Origin of the sequence: Enterocloster bolteae (assembly GCF_002234575.2) — a bacterium.
Taxonomy (GTDB): domain Bacteria; phylum Bacillota; class Clostridia; order Lachnospirales; family Lachnospiraceae; genus Enterocloster; species Enterocloster bolteae.
The window spans coordinates 6,521,551-6,539,544 of record NZ_CP022464.2; the positions used below are offsets into that span (position 1 = coordinate 6,521,551).

The 17,994-nt window shown below is 47.9% G+C and carries 15 protein-coding genes and 2 tRNA genes; 2 read left to right on the forward strand and 15 right to left on the reverse strand.

The window, feature by feature from the left end; genetic code table 11:
* Positions 1 to 2 precede the first annotated feature (2 nt).
* The 9 genes from otnK to CGC65_RS30470 all read right to left on the reverse strand — a co-directional run bounded on the left by otnK (position 3) and on the right by CGC65_RS30470 (position 9,159).
* Positions 3 to 1,235: a 3-oxo-tetronate kinase gene (gene otnK / locus CGC65_RS30430; protein ID WP_002569266.1), complete on the reverse strand. Its 1,233-nt coding sequence runs from the start codon at positions 1,233 to 1,235 to the stop codon at positions 3 to 5.
* Between the two features lie 13 nt (positions 1,236 to 1,248).
* Positions 1,249 to 1,911, reverse strand: coding sequence for an aspartate/glutamate racemase family protein (locus tag CGC65_RS30435; RefSeq protein ID WP_002569267.1), 663 nt, complete (start codon positions 1,909 to 1,911; stop codon positions 1,249 to 1,251).
* 15 nt (positions 1,912 to 1,926) lie between these two features.
* Complete coding sequence (locus CGC65_RS30440; protein WP_002569268.1) at positions 1,927 to 2,607, reverse strand: class II aldolase/adducin family protein; 681 nt, start codon at positions 2,605 to 2,607, stop codon at positions 1,927 to 1,929.
* Positions 2,608 to 2,652: 45 nt separating this feature from the next.
* The gene (locus CGC65_RS30445) at positions 2,653 to 4,554 is read right to left on the reverse strand and encodes a BglG family transcription antiterminator (protein ID WP_007037394.1); all 1,902 of its coding nucleotides are present in this window, start codon (positions 4,552 to 4,554) and stop codon (positions 2,653 to 2,655) included.
* A 49-nt stretch (positions 4,555 to 4,603) separates the two neighbouring features.
* Positions 4,604 to 5,983 (reverse strand): PTS galactitol transporter subunit IIC, encoded by a 1,380-nt coding sequence (locus CGC65_RS30450; protein WP_002569270.1) that lies wholly within the window; start codon positions 5,981 to 5,983, stop codon positions 4,604 to 4,606.
* A 21-nt stretch (positions 5,984 to 6,004) separates the two neighbouring features.
* Positions 6,005 to 6,286, reverse strand: a complete 282-nt coding sequence (locus CGC65_RS30455; protein ID WP_002569271.1) for a PTS sugar transporter subunit IIB — start codon at positions 6,284 to 6,286, stop codon at positions 6,005 to 6,007.
* A gap of 4 nt (positions 6,287 to 6,290) precedes the next feature.
* Complete coding sequence (locus tag CGC65_RS30460) at positions 6,291 to 6,815, reverse strand: PTS sugar transporter subunit IIA (protein WP_002569272.1); 525 nt, start codon at positions 6,813 to 6,815, stop codon at positions 6,291 to 6,293.
* A 310-nt stretch (positions 6,816 to 7,125) separates the two neighbouring features.
* The gene (locus CGC65_RS30465) at positions 7,126 to 7,824 is read right to left on the reverse strand and encodes a GntR family transcriptional regulator (protein ID WP_002569273.1); all 699 of its coding nucleotides are present in this window, start codon (positions 7,822 to 7,824) and stop codon (positions 7,126 to 7,128) included.
* A gap of 171 nt (positions 7,825 to 7,995) precedes the next feature.
* Positions 7,996 to 9,159 (reverse strand): DUF819 family protein, encoded by a 1,164-nt coding sequence (locus tag CGC65_RS30470; protein WP_002569274.1) that lies wholly within the window; start codon positions 9,157 to 9,159, stop codon positions 7,996 to 7,998.
* A gap of 368 nt (positions 9,160 to 9,527) precedes the next feature.
* Between CGC65_RS30470 and CGC65_RS30475 the strand changes: the two genes are divergently transcribed.
* A complete protein-coding gene (locus CGC65_RS30475) occupies positions 9,528 to 10,709 on the forward strand; it encodes an ISL3 family transposase (RefSeq protein WP_093979954.1) in 1,182 nt (393 codons plus the stop codon).
* 224 nt (positions 10,710 to 10,933) lie between these two features.
* On the opposite strand, the gene gdhA is transcribed toward CGC65_RS30475, so the two are convergent.
* The 6 genes from gdhA to CGC65_RS30510 form a co-directional block, all read right to left on the reverse strand.
* A complete protein-coding gene (gdhA, locus tag CGC65_RS30485) occupies positions 10,934 to 12,268 on the reverse strand; it encodes an NADP-specific glutamate dehydrogenase (protein WP_002569276.1) in 1,335 nt (444 codons plus the stop codon).
* A 210-nt stretch (positions 12,269 to 12,478) separates the two neighbouring features.
* A complete protein-coding gene (locus CGC65_RS30490) occupies positions 12,479 to 12,757 on the reverse strand; it encodes a hypothetical protein (RefSeq protein ID WP_002569277.1) in 279 nt (92 codons plus the stop codon).
* A gap of 281 nt (positions 12,758 to 13,038) precedes the next feature.
* A tRNA-Ser gene (locus CGC65_RS30495) sits at positions 13,039 to 13,127 on the reverse strand.
* A 65-nt stretch (positions 13,128 to 13,192) separates the two neighbouring features.
* Positions 13,193 to 13,280: transfer RNA gene (locus CGC65_RS31155), tRNA-Tyr, on the reverse strand.
* Between the two features lie 131 nt (positions 13,281 to 13,411).
* The gene (locus CGC65_RS30500; RefSeq protein ID WP_002569279.1) at positions 13,412 to 14,524 is read right to left on the reverse strand and encodes a slipin family protein; all 1,113 of its coding nucleotides are present in this window, start codon (positions 14,522 to 14,524) and stop codon (positions 13,412 to 13,414) included.
* 610 nt (positions 14,525 to 15,134) lie between these two features.
* Positions 15,135 to 16,370: an RtcB family protein gene (locus CGC65_RS30510; RefSeq protein WP_002569280.1), complete on the reverse strand. Its 1,236-nt coding sequence runs from the start codon at positions 16,368 to 16,370 to the stop codon at positions 15,135 to 15,137.
* Positions 16,371 to 16,690: 320 nt separating this feature from the next.
* Between CGC65_RS30510 and CGC65_RS30515 the strand changes: the two genes are divergently transcribed.
* Complete coding sequence (locus tag CGC65_RS30515) at positions 16,691 to 17,992, forward strand: WYL domain-containing protein (RefSeq protein ID WP_002569281.1); 1,302 nt, start codon at positions 16,691 to 16,693, stop codon at positions 17,990 to 17,992.
* The last annotated feature ends 2 nt before the right edge of the window (positions 17,993 to 17,994 follow it).

The following is a 17,994-nucleotide window of genomic DNA, read 5'->3' on the forward strand; positions in this document are numbered from 1 at the left end:
GCTCAGATGTCCCTTGCAGCCCGGATAAAGAAATCCTCCTGGCCGAAATTGCCGGACTTAAGAATCAGCTCCATCCCTTCCTGTTCCGCAGGATACATAACCGGAACCCCCGGAGCAATGGACCGTCCGATATGAAAGGTGTGCATTTCCAGCTTCTGCATAACGGCGCCTGACGTCTCCCCTCCTGCTGCTATGATTCTTTTTCTTCCAGATTCCAAGGCATAGGCGGCTGTTCCGGCCAATAGTTCCTCGTTATAATGTTCCAGTGGCGGATATGACTCCCTCCACTCTGCTTTTATACGATTTACCTCATCAGGCGGCGCTGAAGTGTACACCAGCGCTGCCTGATCTTTATTTTCTTCCAGGAATGCCCTGATGTGTTCCATTGTCTGGATGCCCTGCACAAACCGGAGGGGATGGATACGCAAAGAAGCACCGCCCTTTGACTCATAATACCTGATTTGTGTCCTGGTAGCCTCAGAACAGCTTCCAGCCAGTATGACAGGAGCCGCACAACGGGACGGTGTGAGAACACTCCTCTCCTCATCCGGTTCCCATGTACGGGCAATCATCCTGAGCAGACCGGATCCGCCTGACAAAAGCGGAAGATTCCCGTATTGTTTAGCAATCATTCTCCCGTGCTTCTCTTCATAATAATCCGGGATCAGGTAATAATGCCCTGGTTTCTCGTAAGGCCTGAACCCCCGTTCCAGTTCACCTGCCCCCAGGTTAAAGCAGGGGTAGCGGCTCTGCCTCTCCATCAGGTACTTTAGCCTGGAATCCCTCATTGGGTTCAGAGGGTGATCCTTCATCGGACTATCTTCCAGCAGTACTCCATTGACATACAGCTTACCATCCTTCACGCTTCTTCCATTTTCCAGCAGAGCAGGGCATAAAAGCGTGTACGGTATGTCCCACCGTTCTAGGGCTGCATCCAGAACCGGGCCTATGTTTCCATTTTCCGTGGAATCAAAGGTGGAACAATATTTAAAATACAGCATACGTGCCCCATGGGCCTTCAGCCAGGAAAAGGCAGCCATGCTCCGGTCCACCGCCTCGCCGGGAGGACAGGTTCTGGTTTTCAGTGCTATGACCACTGCCTGGGCTTCCAAGATATCCTCATCCTCCCTCTCAGGTATCCCGTTGCTGAGTATCACATTTGCGCCTCCTGCCTGAAGAAAGGAGGCGGCATCGCTGGCCCCTGTGAAATCATCTGCCACACATCCTAATATCATACTTTAACCTCTCTTATAAACCCTTTAACGCCTTGGCGGCTGCCTCCACACCTGAATCCATGCTGCTCAGGATTGGTTTTGTGATATCTGCCAGACATGGAATCAATACGCTCATGCTGGCCTGTGCCAGGACCAGAACATCATACTGTTTCCCCGTATCCCGAATCAGCGCTTCCAGTATCTGATTATGCTTTTCCTGATTCTTCTCCACTGTCAGCGCTTCAAACGCATCGGAAGCCAAATAGGAATCCACCACAACCTTCTTTTTCTCTGCTTCTGCAATATGGCTTATGAGCCTCGCACTTGGCTCCAGCGTGGTTTTCACCGTGCCGTATACAGCTATTTTTTCACCCTTTTCCACTGCACTGCGGGCCATTGGTTCATCAATTTTAAGGTAAGGAATCTTTAAAAGGGGTCTTATGACATCCACTCCCTCCCCCACCGAGGAACAGGCGTTAAGAATCAGCTCTGCTCCCCAGTCCTGTGCCTCAAGAGCATATGTTAAAAGCCGCCTGGTAACCTCCTTTGTCAGCATTCCTTCCTTTTTCACATCATTTAAAAGACTATCATCCACAATGTTCATCACCTCGGCGTCCGGTACCAGCGCCTTAAGCCTGCTGTTGATGCCGTCGCAGGTAACAACTGTGGTATGGATTACCGCAACCTTTCTTTCCATATGCCCCTCCTGATTCTATAAAACTACATTTCTTCTTACCAGCGACTTTTTCTTTGCCATTTCCATATAATCCTCAGGCAGTTTCCTTACCTGGCGCCCTGCCCCCAGGATTGCCAGATACATTTCACAGGCCCTCTCCACATTGTCGCTGGATATCATGGCATCTTCCATGGTAAGACCTGTGCCGATGGCGCCATGGCTGGCCATGAGCAGGCCTGCGTTTGTCCCAATGGTATTCCTTACATGCGCTGCCAGCTCACCGGATCCTGGAGGTGCAAACGGGGCCACCAGTATCTCCCCGCCCAGATACACCACGCCCTCAATGTCAATGACCGGCACCTTCTCAACACCGTCCATGGCGCTGACAGCCGTGGCAAATTTGGAGTGTGTGTGCACGATGCAGTTAACCTCCGGTCTTTCCTTATAAATACCCAAATGCATGGAAAATTCAATGGAAGGCTTATAGGGTCCCGACACCACATTTCCATCCATATCCCCCACAGCCAGGTCCTCCGGCTTCATCGTGAGATACGGTCTGGCTGACGGGGTAATGACAAACAATGGTTCTCCCTCCACCCTGGCGCTGATATTGCCTGCTGTACCCAATGCATACCCCTTGTCCACCATGGTCCTGCATCCCCACATGACCTGCTCTTTTGCTTTTTGTATTGCTCTTTGTATTGTTTCCTGTGACATATGATTTTCTCCCCTCTGGTTCCTATTATTTTAAGCGCTGTTAATTCAAATATATTTTCGTATCAGCCTGGCAATCTCATGTGCGTCCTGCGCCCTCCGCATGGCGCTTATATTACCCTCGTCCTCCAGCAAATCGAACAGCTGGTAGAGTGCGGGCAAGTGTCTGGTCTTATCCGGTGTGGCCAGCACAACGATAATATCGGCATCCATATATCCGTTAAAGGACAGTTTTTCAGGAAGCTTAAGAAACGACATGCCCATGCTGTAAACACCGTCATCCACACCTGCATGGGCGATAATCACGCCGTCTGCAATCATGATGAACCGTTTATCCGTTTCCACCATATCAATGGCTTTTTCAATATAATTCCTGTTAATAAAACCATTGTCCAGCAGCGGTGCGGATGCCATACGGATTGCATTCTGCCAGTCGGGCATTTCCCGGGTAATCTGAATCCTCTCGTCCGGCAGCAGGAAGGGCAGACGGCTCTGAAGCTTTACCTCTCCCTCCGAAACCCGTATGTTATCCAATACCTTTTCCCTGAATGATTTCTTGGCAATATCATTGGCAAAAGGAAACACCACAAACTGTTTTTTATCTGTCTCCAGCCTTACGGTGGAGAACACTATCTGAAAATCCTTATCATATTCATAAAAATCCCTTAAGGACAGGCACTCTAAAAATTCAATCTCAGGCAGAAGCTCTGACAGAGACACAAAGAGATACTGCGATACGGTGAGTCCATTGGTACACACCACCACGGCCCTCTCTTTTTCCTGGACCTGAATCAGTTTTCCCTCCTTATGAAGCCATGATGCAAAGAGAACCGTAATATACACAAGCTCAGGGTCCGGAAAAGTACATGTGAGATACACTTCATAGGGCCTTACGGCCTTTCTCACGATTTCATGAAGATACTGGTATTTTGGCAGTATCATGTCCGTGATATCCGGTTCCACATGATATCCATACCAGATCCGGTACACGGCAGGCTTCATGTGCTGATAAAGGATTTCCAAAAATTCCGCCCTTCCGTCCAGCCGTACACAGCTGATGGACTCAAAACGTTCCAGCATGTGCATGCCCGCGTCCCTGAGCAGCTCCAGATTCCCTATATCTTCATGGACCCTGTTATGGACCTTTGAAATTTGTATCTGAACTGCAAAATTTACAATCTCATTTTCATCCTTTATCCTGTACTTATCTGCAAAGGCAGCCACCACGGAATATTCTTTGGTGGTGGTTACCAGGCGGTACCGGTCCATGGCTTCCACGGTCTTTTCATTTTTAATCCGAATCAGTGTAAAATAAAAAATATACAGAAGCTCCTTCAGACGTTCATCTGTAAATTGAAGCTGAAGCTTATTTTCTATCTCCTCGATATTTGCCCTGAGCTCCTTTACCCCTTCCTTCCTGATTCCGTATATACGGTTCAGGTTCTCCTCACCGCCCGGCATGTTCAGAAGCTTTCTGAGGGCATGTGTCAAAAGCTCTCTTTTGTGATATTCACTTCCGTAAAGGCGGTACCCTTCCTTCCTGTTATATGCCAGCTCCAAACTGAATCTGTTTACCCGTTCCTGTACCTTCTTGAAGTCACTGAGCAGCGTGTTTTTACTGATTTGAAGCTCCTCTGTAAAATGATAGGTGGAAAGCTCATCCTCATGGCAGAGCAGCCGTAGCTCAATCCAATATGCCCGCTCCTCGTCCGAATAGGTATAGGAGGACTTGGTGATTGCTGCTTCTTTGGCGGAATAATGCTCAGCCACCGGACCGGGCACCATAAAGTACCCGGTCTTCAGCCGCTTAATCTCCGGATGGCCGTTATCCCTAAGATAGTCATTGATTTTGTCAAAGCTATAGCTGAGCTGCTTTCTCGTAAGATGGAACTTTTCCTCCAGCCCCTTGCCTGTAGCTGATGAATTATCTACAATCTCCTGAAAAATCATATAACTTCTGCTATCCAGATACACGATATCACCTCGTCAATTCGATTGCTTACTGTCCCGCCTTGGCATTCCCCGCCTCCAGAGCCGCGTCTTCCCTGGCCTCACGCATTAAATCACGGTAATATAAAATAAACCCTGCCAGCCAGACTGCAAATATAATCAAAGGCATGAAATTACCCTTTAAAAACATAAACAGATGGGAAATAGAATACGTAAATACAGGACCATTAATCAGGCTGTTGCTGATCAGCTCTCCCGCCTGAAGGTCAATACTGCCTGTTGCGATGGCTAACTCTGTCATGAATGGAGCAAAGGCAGTCCCCACCCACAGGAACACCGGAGCGCCGATGACGCAGAGGATAGACATTTGAAGCAGGTTTCCTCTTGTCACCAGAAACGCCGGCAATGCCAGGGATGCGCTCATAAGACCTGCAAAGGGAAGGATTTCATTGCCCGGCAGCACCATGGAATAAATCAGCATAAACGGTATGCTCCAAAGGATAGCCAGCCATATCTCATTACAGCCGCCAAGGATAGGCCAGTCCAGACCTACAATCAGAGTCTTTCCTTCAAACTTTTTATTCATGAAAGCGCTGACCGCCTCAGAAATGGGAGACAAGGCCTGCATGAAATATTTGGCCACCACCGGGAACAGCGTCATGGCAGCTGCAGCCTTGATTCCTGTGGTAAGAATCTGGGCCAGGGAATACTTTGCCAGAATTCCAAACAGGCAGCCCAATATAAATCCCATCACATGGTTTTCCGCAAAAATACCAACCTTGTCTTTTAACATATCCGTGTCAAATTCCCTGTTAAGTCCCGGAATTTTTCTTAAAACAAGGGCAATCGGGTATAAAATAGCTCCAAAGAATAACGTAGCATGGGTCACGGACACACCCGGAATTCCTGTAAGCTTTTCAATTCGGTGCTGATGTGCGTCCGAAGATTTAAGTTCCAGTATAATCTGAACCGCCGCAATCACAAAGGCCAGAATCACACTATGAGTAATGGATACCACGGCAACTGCCGTAAATATCTTAAGCCATACATTCCATAAATCTGCGTTGATGGTATTTGTCTTGTTGAGAAGTATCATCACTACATTGACTGCTATCAAAAGCGGAAACATGAGAAATGCATAGGGCCATGCCCATGATATGGTAGCCATGGTGCTCCATCCGCCGTCAACAATGGGCAGCGAGATTCCCGTAGAGGTCATGATGGCCTGGGCGGCCGGGGTTATGCTGTCCTTCATAAAGGATATGAGAAGATTCATGCCCGTAAATGCCACGCCAAGTGTGATGCCGGATGAAATCGCGTCCTTTATCTTCATCCCCACCATTATACTGCCGACAATCATTATAATCGGTACAAATATGGGAGCCCCTAATCCCAAAAAGAAATTAACAACATTTGTTAATACCTGCATACTTTCCCCTCCTTCTCCCTATCAGCTTTTGTTGACCGCATCAATGAGCTTTTTCAGTTCATCTTCCTGCCTGACCCCTGTCAGGAACGCGATTCCGTTGATAACAGGTACCGGATATTCCTTTACCGTCTTTGTGATGGTTATATAAGCCACACAGTCTTTTATATCCCTGTCCAGGGACTTGATATTAACCGCGTCCACCACCGCGTCCACCTTTCTCTCTTTAAGCAGACGGTTTACCTTACTGGCAACAGCCTGTGACGTGGCAACTCCATTTGCACATGCAACTATAATTCTCTTCATATGTTCACCCTATACCTTCCATTGATAATACCAGATTAAAATATGCTTCTATATTAGCAGCCTGCCTCAGCCTTTCCATAAAATCAGGTCTCTGGCAATTGTTTACCAGTATCTGAAGCAGTTCCACATGGGCATCCCCCACCGCCTCCTGCTTAAAACCAAGCAGAAATACAAACCGCACCATATGGACTACCTCGTTGGCAGCCATCTCCCTCCATGGAATCGGTTCCTTCAGGCGGATACAGGCAATAAATGCATTCTTAATGCATTCCGGGTCTGTATGGGGTATAGCCACTGCATATGGCTCTATGGGAAGGGCCGTGGGATATTCCTTCTCTCTTTCCTTTATGCTTTCAAGAAAATCCCCTGTCACATATCCCAATTCCATAAGCCGCCCGGACATTACTTCAAATAATTCGTCTGTGTTTCTCACATCCAAATCCAGCTGAATCAGGTCCTTGTATACAATATCTCCCGTCATGATTTGGTACTCCTCATTAATTAATATTAAAGTTACACGCGCGCTCATGTATCTTCTCCATACCTGCATTATAAAGGCCGGACATGTGTATTTCAATTCAAATAGGGCCCATATTTTGTGCAATATGATGCTCATTCCTGTGATGCGCAATTATTTTATACATAATTGTGCCTTATTTTCCCTGTTTCACCCGGATACCATGTCACTATTCACAACAACATGGTTTACCAAATCACAGGGCAGAATACACCTTCTTATTGTTCCACAAAAAAATCCTGATGACAGGTACTTCTCAAACCGTCATCAGGATTCTCCCTCTCTTCTGTTTTCTGCGGCTGTCCAATCTTCTCTCCCAGCCTCACACCCAGCCATCAATCACATCAATTGAAAACTTAAAATGGTCTTCCGGCATACCCTGCTCCTTCAGCCGCCGTCTGATTGTCTTCATATAATGGTTTGATATGGCCCTGCATATTTCCTCCGTATTTCCGGTGCGGCACACGTCCACCAGTTCCTTGTGGATGGGGTACTGGCGTTCTATCATGGCCCGGCTGTCAGGGTTGCCCGCATAATAATTGATGGCATTTCCATAGTTTAAGTCCGTCCATCCCTTAATCAGCCGCGGTAAGCCGGTGGAACGTATGATGGCCTCATGAAGCATGTTATCACAGGCAATGGATTTGTTATAATCCGTTTCCTTTAAGTCCTTCATGGATTCCAATGCAGCATCCATCTCGGCAAAGGCAGTCTCTGAAAACACTCCCCTGCACAGCTTTACTGCCAAAATCTCATAGGTGGCCCTCAGCAGATAAATCTCGTAAATGTCCTCCAGGGTGATATTTTTCACCGAACACCCCACATTTCTCACATATTCCACCAGGCCTTCCTGTTCCAGCTGTCTTAAAGCCTCCCGGATCGGCCCGCGGCTCACCCCAAGTTCGTCCGAAATATCCTGTTCAATAATTCTCATTCCCGGCGCCAGCTCGTGGTTGAATATTTTCATACGAATGACGTCCACCACATTTTCACGCAGTGTCTGATACGTTAATTTTCCCATAAAAGCAATTCCTTTTCATAATCCCACAACAATTCCAGTGTATTCTGTCACAAAATAATAGTATCATAAGAAAATCCCACGGTAAACATATTGTCTGAAAAAATGGCAAAACTCCGGCACCTTGGATCACAAGCGCCGGAGTTTGTCTGAGGCTTTCGCCTTTCATCATGTTTACAGGCCGCATATACCCTTGATGACATAGGATACAAAGATGCCCACATAGTTTCCGCAGGCTCCGGCTATTACACCCATGATTAAGCCGACGTTAATCAGGGATTTCCAGTCTGCGCCCGCCGCGGTCAGGGATGAGGTTGGCCCGTCTACAATACATCCCACCATGGACAGGATTACATATTCATACTTAATCTTAAATATGCGGCAGATAATAAGGTGCAGTACGATACATCCAATCAGCATAAACAGTACATACAGTGTCATCATTAGCGCGGAACCGATAAACTGCTGTAAATCCACAGCAAATCCAATGGTTGCAAGGAAGGTCAGGGAAATAAACAGACCCAGGTCAAGATTTCCGCGCAGCTTCTGGACAGGCTTTAACTGTGCCAGGCCAATGGATACCGTGGTAAGAATCAGCAGCCTTCCCGCTTTCCAGAAGGTATCCGGAAAAATGGACTGTGCAATCACTGTACATACAAAGGAAACACCGAAACCAATGGTCAAAAGCCATGCAATATCCCGGATAGACCATCTCTTATCGGACATCAGAGGCTCGTCCTCTCCGTCGTCCAGCTCCTCTTTTGTAAACTGGTAAGGCCACAGCTTGTTCCAGCGTTTGGACGCCTTTAAGATAGCCGGAGCCGCAAACAGAAATACCATTAAGGGGGTGGACACCACGTAGTCAGCTGCATTGGCGGCCGCAAGGGTTTCCCTTGAACAGTCCAGACCGGTTGCAATCGCTGTCAGGTTAGGTGTTCCGCCTGTGTAGGTGCCTACAAACATGCCGGCGCACTTCCAGCCCTCGGTAATCCTTGGAGCAAAGAATAATCCCAGTATGATGGCAATAAAACATACGGAAAAAATAGCAGATACCAAAGCAATAATCGGCTCCCTGTTCAGCTTCTTCAGCTCACGCATATTCATGCTGAGCAGGCAGATAGATATGGCGGGCGTCACGCAGTATGTAGACAACGCACTGTAAAAATCATGTGAAATCGGCACCACATGGGTGTTAGAAAGAATAATTCCCAATACCACTACTGTCAAAACCGGCCCCAGTGACTTAAATGCTTTGAATCTCTGTAACCAAAGCGCAAATGCTACCATGATTAAAATCACGAATATCAGGCCTTCGGTACGTGTAATAAGTGCTTCCATCTTTTTTTCCTCTTCACCTTTCATATATTGATGATTGTAAATTGTAGATTGTGGATTGTCAACAATCCGTATTAGCATTATATTAACACAAGTTTTAAAAATATTCAATATACAAAAGTAAAAACTATGTTTTTTATGCATTATTTCCAGTTTCTGTTGATTTTCAAGATAAACCAGACCTGACCTGTCTCTTTCCCATACCCACATTCCAAAAAAAGTAAAAAAATCCGGTTCTATACTGAATGTTGGGGTGTGCTGAAAAGCACACTTCCAACATTCTTTTCGTTGTAATAAAATACATCTATAAGAAGCCTCCTAAACGCATTATCCCAACCAAAGTTTAATGTTACGGAGGTGACCCCTTATAGATGTACCCTAATTATACCAAGGCTTTCCTTAACTTGGAAGGTGTTTTTATTAAAAAAGTGGTTCAGGCAGACTCTTTCATTAAAATTTTCATCCAGTCCCAACCGGTAGAACAGACTTGTCCCTGCTGTGGGGCTAAAACAAAACGGATTCATGATTACCGTTTACAAGAAGTCCAGGACATTCCCTTACTGGGAAAACAAGTAATCCTGCTCCTTCGCAAACGCCGCTACCTCTGCCCATACTGCCGCAAACGGTTCACGGAATCCTATTCGTTCCTCCCCAGCTACCACCGCAGGACCCGCAGACTGGCATTTTACATTGTCTCCCTGCTCCGGCAGACCTTTTCCTTAAAACAGATTGCAGAGCTTACCGGTGTTTCCGTCCAGACGGTCTGCCGCCTTCTGGACACGATTTGCTATCCTCCGCCTGACCAGCTTCCACAAGCGCTTTCCATTGACGAATTCAAAGGCAATGCTTCTACCGGTAAATATCAGTGCATTCTGGTTGATCCGAAAAAGCGCCGGATCCTCGACATTCTCCCGGATCGGACCCAGAGCCATCTGGCTGATTATTGGCGGAACATTCCCAGGAAAGAACGCCTGAAGGTAAAGTTCTTCGTCTGCGATATGTGGCGCCCCTACACCGAACTTGCACAGACCTTCTTTCCAAACGCTACAATCATCGTGGATAAATATCATTTCATCCGGCAGATGACATGGGCGATTGAAAATGTACGCAAACGGCTGCAGCGCTCCATGCCGGTTTCTCTGCGTAAGTATTATAAACGCAGCCGGAAACTCATTCTGACCCGCTATAAAAAGCTGAAAGATGAGAACAAACAGGCCTGTGATTTAATGCTTCACTATAGCGAGGATCTGCGTCTGGCACACCGCATGAAAGAGTGGTTTTATGATATCTGCCAGATGGAAGCGTATCGTCAGCAGCAGAGGGAATTTGATGACTGGATTGCGAATGCACAGAGCTGTGGGATCAAGGAATTTGAGGCCTGTGCTAAGACCTACAGGGCCTGGCGAAAAGAAATTCTGAATGCCTTTAAATACGGGTTGACAAATGGTCCCACAGAAGGATTTAACAACAAGATAAAGGTATTAAAACGGAGCAGCTACGGAATCCGGAATTTCAAACGGTTCCGAACCCGGATACTTCACTGTACATCATAGGATAAAAAGGTCGGTAATGCGGAGGCTTATTTGGCATGCCCAAAATCAGTAAAACCTGGAACTAAACATAAAAAGGGCCCTTTTCATAGAATTGGGGCGGGATTTTAACAAATCCCACCCCAACTATTGACAAAGAGCCAAAAATCCCGCAGACAAGCCAATATGGCCTGACTGCGGGATCCAATCCGCACATTATATATTCCGTCTGCGCGATACAGTGCAGACTACACGATGCCCTGTCCCAGCATAGCCTCAACCACCTTCTCAAATCCGGCGATATTAGCACCAGCCACATAGTTGCCCGCAACCTGGTAACGCTCTGCTGCCTCTGATACCTTTGCAAAAATATTTACCATGATGGTGTGAAGCTTATCGTCCACTTCCTCAAAGGACCATGACATTCTTAAGGCGTTCTGGCTCTGCTCCAGTCCGGAAGTTGCCACGCCGCCTGCATTGGCAGCCTTACCCGGCATAAAGAGAATCTTCTTCTCCACAAACAAATCTGTGGCTTCCCTGGTGGACGGCATGTTAGCGCCCTCTGCCACTGCAAAGCATCCGTTGGCGAGAAGTGTCTGGGCATCTTCCAGATTCAGCTCATTCTGGGTTGCGCAGGGAAGAGCGATATCACATGGGATGCTCCAGATTCCTCTTCCCTCTGTATACACTGCGGTTGGGACCTCATCTACATACTCCTTGATACGTCCTCTGCGTACTTCCTTGATTTCCTTCACAATATCCAGCTGAATGCCGTCCTTGTCATAGATATAACCGTTGGAATCGCTTAAAGCCACTACCTTTGCTCCCAGCTGCTGTGCCTTCTCAGTTGCGTAGATGGCCACATTGCCGGAACCGGATACAACGATGGTTTTGCCTGCCATATCCTTGCCGTTGTGCTTTAACATCTCATCCAGAATGTATACCAGGCCATATCCGGTTGCCTGTGTCCTGGCCAGGGAACCGCCAAAGGTAAGTCCCTTGCCTGTAAGTACGCCCTCATACAATCCTGTGATTCTCTTATACTGTCCAAAGAGGTATCCCACTTCCCTGCCGCCTACACCGATATCTCCGGCCGGGATATCCGTATCCTTGCCAATGTGGCGGTACAGCTCTGTCATGAAGCTCTGGCAGAAAGCCATGACCTCGCGGTCTGATTTGCCTTTGGGATCGAAGTTGGAACCGCCCTTGCCTCCGCCCATGGGAAGGCCTGTCAGGGAGTTTTTAAGTGTCTGCTCAAAACCGAGAAACTTGAGAATGCTCTGGTTTACAGATGGATGGAAACGCAGGCCGCCCTTATATGGTCCTATGGCGCTGTTGAACTGGATCCTGTATCCCTTGTTCACCTGGACAGCTCCATTGTCATCTACCCACGGTACCCTGAAAGATACAATTCTTTCCGGCTCCGTGAAACGTTCAAGAATACCTTCCCTGCGGTATTTTTCCTCATTGGCATCAATGACCAGCTTTAAGGAATCCAGTACTTCCTTGACAGCCTGATGAAACTCCGGCTCACCCGGGTTCTGTGCTACTACTCTCTCATAAATCTCATCAACGTATGACATTTCAATCGACCTCCTGGATTTTTGTTTGTGAAGTGTGGGGATGCTGTGCCGGCAGTGGGTCCGGCACACACTTTAGGAAAAGTATAACAAGTTAATATGTTAAAGTCAAGAAGTATGTAAACCGATTTTCGAAATCACTGTAGCCGGATTTTCCGCGGTTTTACCGGATGTTTCATCATTTACCACCTGAAATCGGTCCGGAACTCCACTTCACCCCTTTGGCCGCTCCAGACAGAACAGCTTCTTATTCTCTGAACCGCACTGCGTCACCTTAAAATTAAGCAGGTTTCCTTCCTCGGTCCAGAACTCCATGGCATCCAGAATCCGCGTCACCGTGGACCGGTTCATAAGCTGTTCCTTTTCCATGGCAAAGGGTCCGAACTCCCTGTTGACAAACTCTGTTATCTCCGTAACGGAAAGAGGTCTTTCCTTTGTGGCATGATTCTCCAGGATATTAACAATCAATAATGGAAACATGGTCTGATGCATGTGAATCTTCCTCGCTTTCCGCATCAAAAAAGGGCCTGCCTGGGGCCCTTTGTACCATGTTCGCTAAAAGTTCATAAAACGTATTTATGAATCGTTTCGTCTTATCCCGGGCTTTGGCAGTTCCTGTTTTCAGTTACACCAATCCGTCCGCTGCCATAGCATGAATAACTGCTGGCACCGGACTTCCCATAACTATATAACCTTACCTTTATAAACACTGCTTCTGCCATAATGCTCTCCTTCCGATTATGAGTATACACTTTTTCTTCCAAATTTGTCAACGCAGATGGGAGGATTCGGACCTCCGGACCGGTTACTGCCGGCCTGCTCCTTAGCGGGGAGCCGCATTCGACCACTCTGCCACATCTGCTGATTGCGCGCCCATGCCTTATCCTGGTATGGGCGCGCCCGGAACCTGTCTGTTAACAGTCCTGATGCGCCGGGTTGGATTCGAGCCAACAATGTTCACCACCTGGGTCACGGTTTTACAGACCGCTTGCTTCAGCCATTTGCATACCGGCGCTTATGGAGGGAGGCCGGGGAGGCCTCCGTTCTCTTATGTCAGTACTATAGCATATGGACCTGGGCAAATTTGCATTATTTTTAAATTAACCCGGCATTCCCATTCCTGTACACCATTATCCCTGTATACCGTTAATCCTGCACCCCGGCCAGCTCTGCCAGCTGCTCCAGCACGCCTTTACCGCCGTTAAGGGATATATTGCCCACCTTGTCGCAGATCTTCTCCAGATACTCCATCTCCTTCAGCTTGAACAGGGTGCGGTTTTCATCCATAAGCCTGGCAGTGTTTAAAAGGCTTCTGGTGGAAGCCACTTCCTCCCGCCGCATGATGACATTGGCCTGGGCCTTTTTTTCTGCCATCAGCACGGTATTCATGATTTCCCTTATCTCTCCCGGAAGGATAATGTCCTTGATACCTGCCCCGGTTATCTCCACGCAGTATTCCTCCTGATACTCCTTTAGCTTATCCAGCACAAATCTTCCGATTTCCTCCTTCTGTTCCAGGAGCTCATCCAGCCTGTACCGCCCCACATATTCCCGCAGTTTCAGCTGGACATAGGTATAGAGCTGGGAAGCCACCCCCTCTACGGTCTGAACCAGCTTCTCCGGATTGGTAATCCGGTAATTGCAGATTATATTTAACCGCACAGCCACCTTATCTGCGGTAAGGATTTCCTGGCCGGAGATGTCAAGCTGCTGGATCTTCATGTTGAAAACTTTGCAGGTAACCTCCCTTCCGTAATTCCAGAAGTAATAGGTTCCTGTGTCCAGTTTCTTTTCATAGCAGTTGTCAAAATACAAAAGACCTGTCTCTCCGTCCTTTATAACTATTTTCTTATAGTACTTGGATGGCATCAGATCCATATACATCCGGGGAAGGGTATCCTCCATATAAGGCTGTGTTATGTCGATGAGCCGGAATTCATTTTTCTCAAATACATTCCAGTACAATGTCTCAGGCTTTGTGATTACTTCCCTGTACGCCTTATTCACAAACCGGAGAGCTATGCACTCGTCCGGCAGCACTGCCTTCACTACCCTGGAGGCAAACTTTTCATCCTTCATGAGGATTTCCTCCGGTATTCCGCACGTTTTGACTTCCCCTGTCATAGGCACTGTCTGTACCTCATATCCCAACATGTTCAGGTAAGAATACCTGCCTGCTGTCAGCAGTTCCACGAACCGGCCGTCCTTCATCAGGTAGCCGCATTCCTGCTCTTTGATTATATATTTCTTTATCATCATATCTGAATCCCTCATTATTATGAATCTGTAAAATTTGTTTGATGGAAAAGGCGGATGCCCGGCTCCATCCTCCTGCTGCGGGCTTCTGCTTAAGCACATCCTGGAAGGGCTGGGCGTTACGGCCCTACCCGGATCCGATCCGTAATGCGCTGACACGCATTCCGTACAGGCTCCATCCGAACGGGAAACACTTTATCATCCGGCCTATCCGGATTGACCGTATTTCTGGCCCGGCCCATTTTGTGCGGTATCCGCAGCCGCGCTGGGCCGCAGAAGAACTGCCTTTCCCTGTTTTAAACAGGTTCGGCAGGAGCGAAGGCATCCCTTCTCCTTCCTGGAGACATTTGGTTATGTCATCATTTTTAATGATTGCTATACCCACTTAGCTACGTGTTATCATACACGGCGGGAGTCGAACCCGCGACACATCATCCTAAAAAACTGCAGATTGCCGGCATACCCTTGAACCACAGGCCGGGCACCGGGGAGTCCCAGGAAGTAAACTCCGCCTCTTAAGGCAAACTGCCGATATTTATGTAGGGCAGGCCTCCCGTCCCTCTGACGGGCGCCTGCTTGTTTTTCCCCGGCCCCGGCATACTGCCGCGGCCTTCTATCCTTTCACCACGCCTATTGTCTTAAGGCGCTTCACAGGCACCACCAGATCCTGCTGGTTATCCATGACCTCCTCAATATTCTTATAGGCAAACCGGCTCTCCTCCGCCACATCGGCCTTTCCCTTTTTACCCAGAATCACACCCTGTTTCTGTAAATCCAGAATGACTTCCTCACAGGAAAATGCCGCCATGGCACCTTTTCTTGAATACTGCCGCCCGGCTCCATGGGATGAAGAGCAGAAGCTCTCCTGGTTTCCCTTTCCCATGACCACATAGCTGTAAGAACCCATGGCCCCCGGAATAACGGCTAATTCTCCGTTCTGAGCGCTGACAGCGCCCTTCCTGTGGACCCATACATCCTTCCCATAGTGGTTTTCAAAGGAAGCGTAATTGTGGTGGCAGTTTATGTCGTGGGAAAACTCCAGTGAAAGTTCGGTATACTTTCCAATCCATTTTTCCAGAATGGCCTTCACGGCTAACATCATCTTTTCCCTGTTCTCTTTGGCAAAATCCATGGAAAGCTGCATCCAGTTAAGGTATTGTTTGCCCTCTCTGGTATCCACCGGCAGGAAGGCCAGCCTGTATTCATCGGGCACAGCGCTGAACCATTTCTGGTTTAGCTGTCTTGCCTTATAGTGGAAGTAATCGCAGACAGACTTTCCGAAGTGACGGCTTCCCGAGTGAATCATTACAGCCAGATAACCGTCGTCATCCTCCTGGAGCTCAATGAAATGATTCCCGCCTCCCAGCGTACCAATTTGGTAATATCCCGCCTCCAGCTGTCCTAAGAGCTCCCCATCCTCCTCATACCGGTCCATTTCCTCCAAAGCACCGTCCATGGTATAGCTGGGCATCATGGTCTTATGGTGTGCAAATCCCACCGGCACGTTGCGCATGATATCACCTATGACAGCCTGGAGGAGGGAGCCGTTGCCCGTGATAACCTCCCTGATATCAGCCACCTTAATGTTGGTCTCGGTATAAGCCATACCGCAGCCGATGTCCACACCCACTGCATTGGGAATCACCACGCCGTCTGCTGCAATAACACCTCCAATGGGCATTCCCATTCCGGCGTGTGTATCCGGCATCAGACTGACCCACTTATGAAGGAAAGGCAGCTGTGAAAGATGATATGCCTGTTCCAGACAGCTTCCTTCCAAATCCTCTCGTTCCTTAAGCCATACCCTTACAGGAACCTTCATCTTTTCTTTTTCATACATCACAAACATATATCTCACATCCTTTCTTCTTCACTCTGTACGCCGTCAATGGATGATTGGGATGAATCCCGCCCTGCCGGCGCCGTGGTAATCTGTCTTACCGTTCATATATTTGCGTATGTATCTTAACTACATGCTTATAATACTCAATTTTAACGTGGTTATCATTTAAAAAAAGTTGCGAACTTCCATTATTTACTATAATATCTATACTAACGTTTAAATTGAACGTATGCTGTAAGAACAGGTGTGTCAGCTTGACAAAATAGAACATTACATTAAAATGATAGATAAAACAGTCGGAAATCCACGGACAGGAGGGGACATATATGGCTGAATTCCAGGAACTAATCAAGAACTTTGACCGCATCCGGGACTATATGCGCCAGTTTTACGTATATGGGTTTAAGGTAAGAAATGATTTCAGCGAAAAGAGCGCCAGAACCTACGACAATGAGCGCCGGCGTATTGAGAGCTGGCTCTCCCGGTATACAAAGTCCGATTACACCTCCAAGGGAAAGCATGTCTACATCAATGTGGACAGCAAGACCATTCCCCAGAATCCCCTGTACGCTGCCTGGAAGTCCAAAAGCTTTACAGACAACGACCTGATGCTCCATTTCTTCATCCTGGACCTTTTATGGGACTGTCCGGAGGGCATGTCATCCAACACAGTGACCGACCTTATATCCCACAACTACGGGGTAGTTTTCGACACCCAGACCGTGCGACTGAAGCTGAAGGAATACGAAACCCTCGGTATACTGGTATCCCATAAGGACGGCAAGACCCTGTCCTACGCGCTTGCTCCTCTCATGCCCATGGAAACAGAACCGCAGTGTGTAAATTCCGGTGACATGGAACCGGATGGGACTGAGGAAGGGGAACAGAACCTGTGGCAGTGCCTCATGACAGCCGTGAAATACTTCCAGGAAGCCGCCCCCTTTGGCTGCATAGGCAGCACCATCCTGGACCGTCAGGATGAATGTAATGACCTGTTCCAGTTCAAGCACCATTTTATCGTACATACACTGGAGGACGGCATACTGGCCGACATACTGACCGCTGTCCGTGAGAAACGCATGATTCGGTTTGAGAACAAAAGCAGCCGCAGCGGACAGGTTTCCACCCTGTCAGGAGTGCCCCTGAAGATATTTGTCAGCACCCAGACCGGGCGCAGGTATCTGTGCCTGTATCTGCCGGAGCGCCGCCGCTTCAGCAACTCCCGCCTGGACTCCATTACCCGGGTGACCCTTCTGGAGCCATGTGCATTTTATGAGGAAGTACTCCGTGATTTGGAAAAGAATAAGGAGAAATGCTGGGGCGTGTCCTTTGGAAGCGGTACAAGCCGTATGGAGGAGGTCTGCATCAAGCTCTATATAGACGAGGAAAAGGAACCCTACATCCTGAACCGTCTTTACCGTGAAGGAAGGGGCGGGGAAATTATGAAGATACGTGAAAACCAGTTTCTCTACACAGGTACATTTTTCGATACCAATGAAATGCTGTCCTGGGTCAAAACCTTTACAGGCCGTATCATGGACATACAGGGCACAAATATTTTTTCTATAGCCAAGGTAACCCGGGATTGGGAGAAGATGTATGAGATGTACTGCGGGAATGAGGAGTAGGA

Bases quoted from the DNA above. Each gene is read 5' to 3' on its own strand.
- otnK (WP_002569266.1), bottom strand. From the start codon at position 1,235: ATGATATTAGGATGTGTGGCAGATGATTTCACAGGGGCCAGCGATGCC.
- CGC65_RS30435 (WP_002569267.1), bottom strand. From the start codon at position 1,911: ATGGAAAGAAAGGTTGCGGTAATCCATACCACAGTTGTTACCTGCGAC.
- CGC65_RS30440 (WP_002569268.1), bottom strand. From the start codon at position 2,607: ATGTCACAGGAAACAATACAAAGAGCAATACAAAAAGCAAAAGAGCAG.
- CGC65_RS30445 (WP_007037394.1), bottom strand. From the start codon at position 4,554: ATGATTTTTCAGGAGATTGTAGATAATTCATCAGCTACAGGCAAGGGG.
- CGC65_RS30450 (WP_002569270.1), bottom strand. From the start codon at position 5,983: ATGCAGGTATTAACAAATGTTGTTAATTTCTTTTTGGGATTAGGGGCT.
- CGC65_RS30455 (WP_002569271.1), bottom strand. From the start codon at position 6,286: ATGAAGAGAATTATAGTTGCATGTGCAAATGGAGTTGCCACGTCACAG.
- CGC65_RS30460 (WP_002569272.1), bottom strand. From the start codon at position 6,815: ATGAGCGCGCGTGTAACTTTAATATTAATTAATGAGGAGTACCAAATC.
- CGC65_RS30465 (WP_002569273.1), bottom strand. From the start codon at position 7,824: ATGGGAAAATTAACGTATCAGACACTGCGTGAAAATGTGGTGGACGTC.
- CGC65_RS30470 (WP_002569274.1), bottom strand. From the start codon at position 9,159: ATGGAAGCACTTATTACACGTACCGAAGGCCTGATATTCGTGATTTTA.
- CGC65_RS30475 (WP_093979954.1), top strand. From the start codon at position 9,528: ATGTACCCTAATTATACCAAGGCTTTCCTTAACTTGGAAGGTGTTTTT.
- gdhA (WP_002569276.1), bottom strand. From the start codon at position 12,268: ATGTCATACGTTGATGAGATTTATGAGAGAGTAGTAGCACAGAACCCG.
- CGC65_RS30490 (WP_002569277.1), bottom strand. From the start codon at position 12,757: ATGCATCAGACCATGTTTCCATTATTGATTGTTAATATCCTGGAGAAT.
- CGC65_RS30500 (WP_002569279.1), bottom strand. From the start codon at position 14,524: ATGATGATAAAGAAATATATAATCAAAGAGCAGGAATGCGGCTACCTG.
- CGC65_RS30510 (WP_002569280.1), bottom strand. From the start codon at position 16,370: ATGTTTGTGATGTATGAAAAAGAAAAGATGAAGGTTCCTGTAAGGGTA.
- CGC65_RS30515 (WP_002569281.1), top strand. From the start codon at position 16,691: ATGGCTGAATTCCAGGAACTAATCAAGAACTTTGACCGCATCCGGGAC.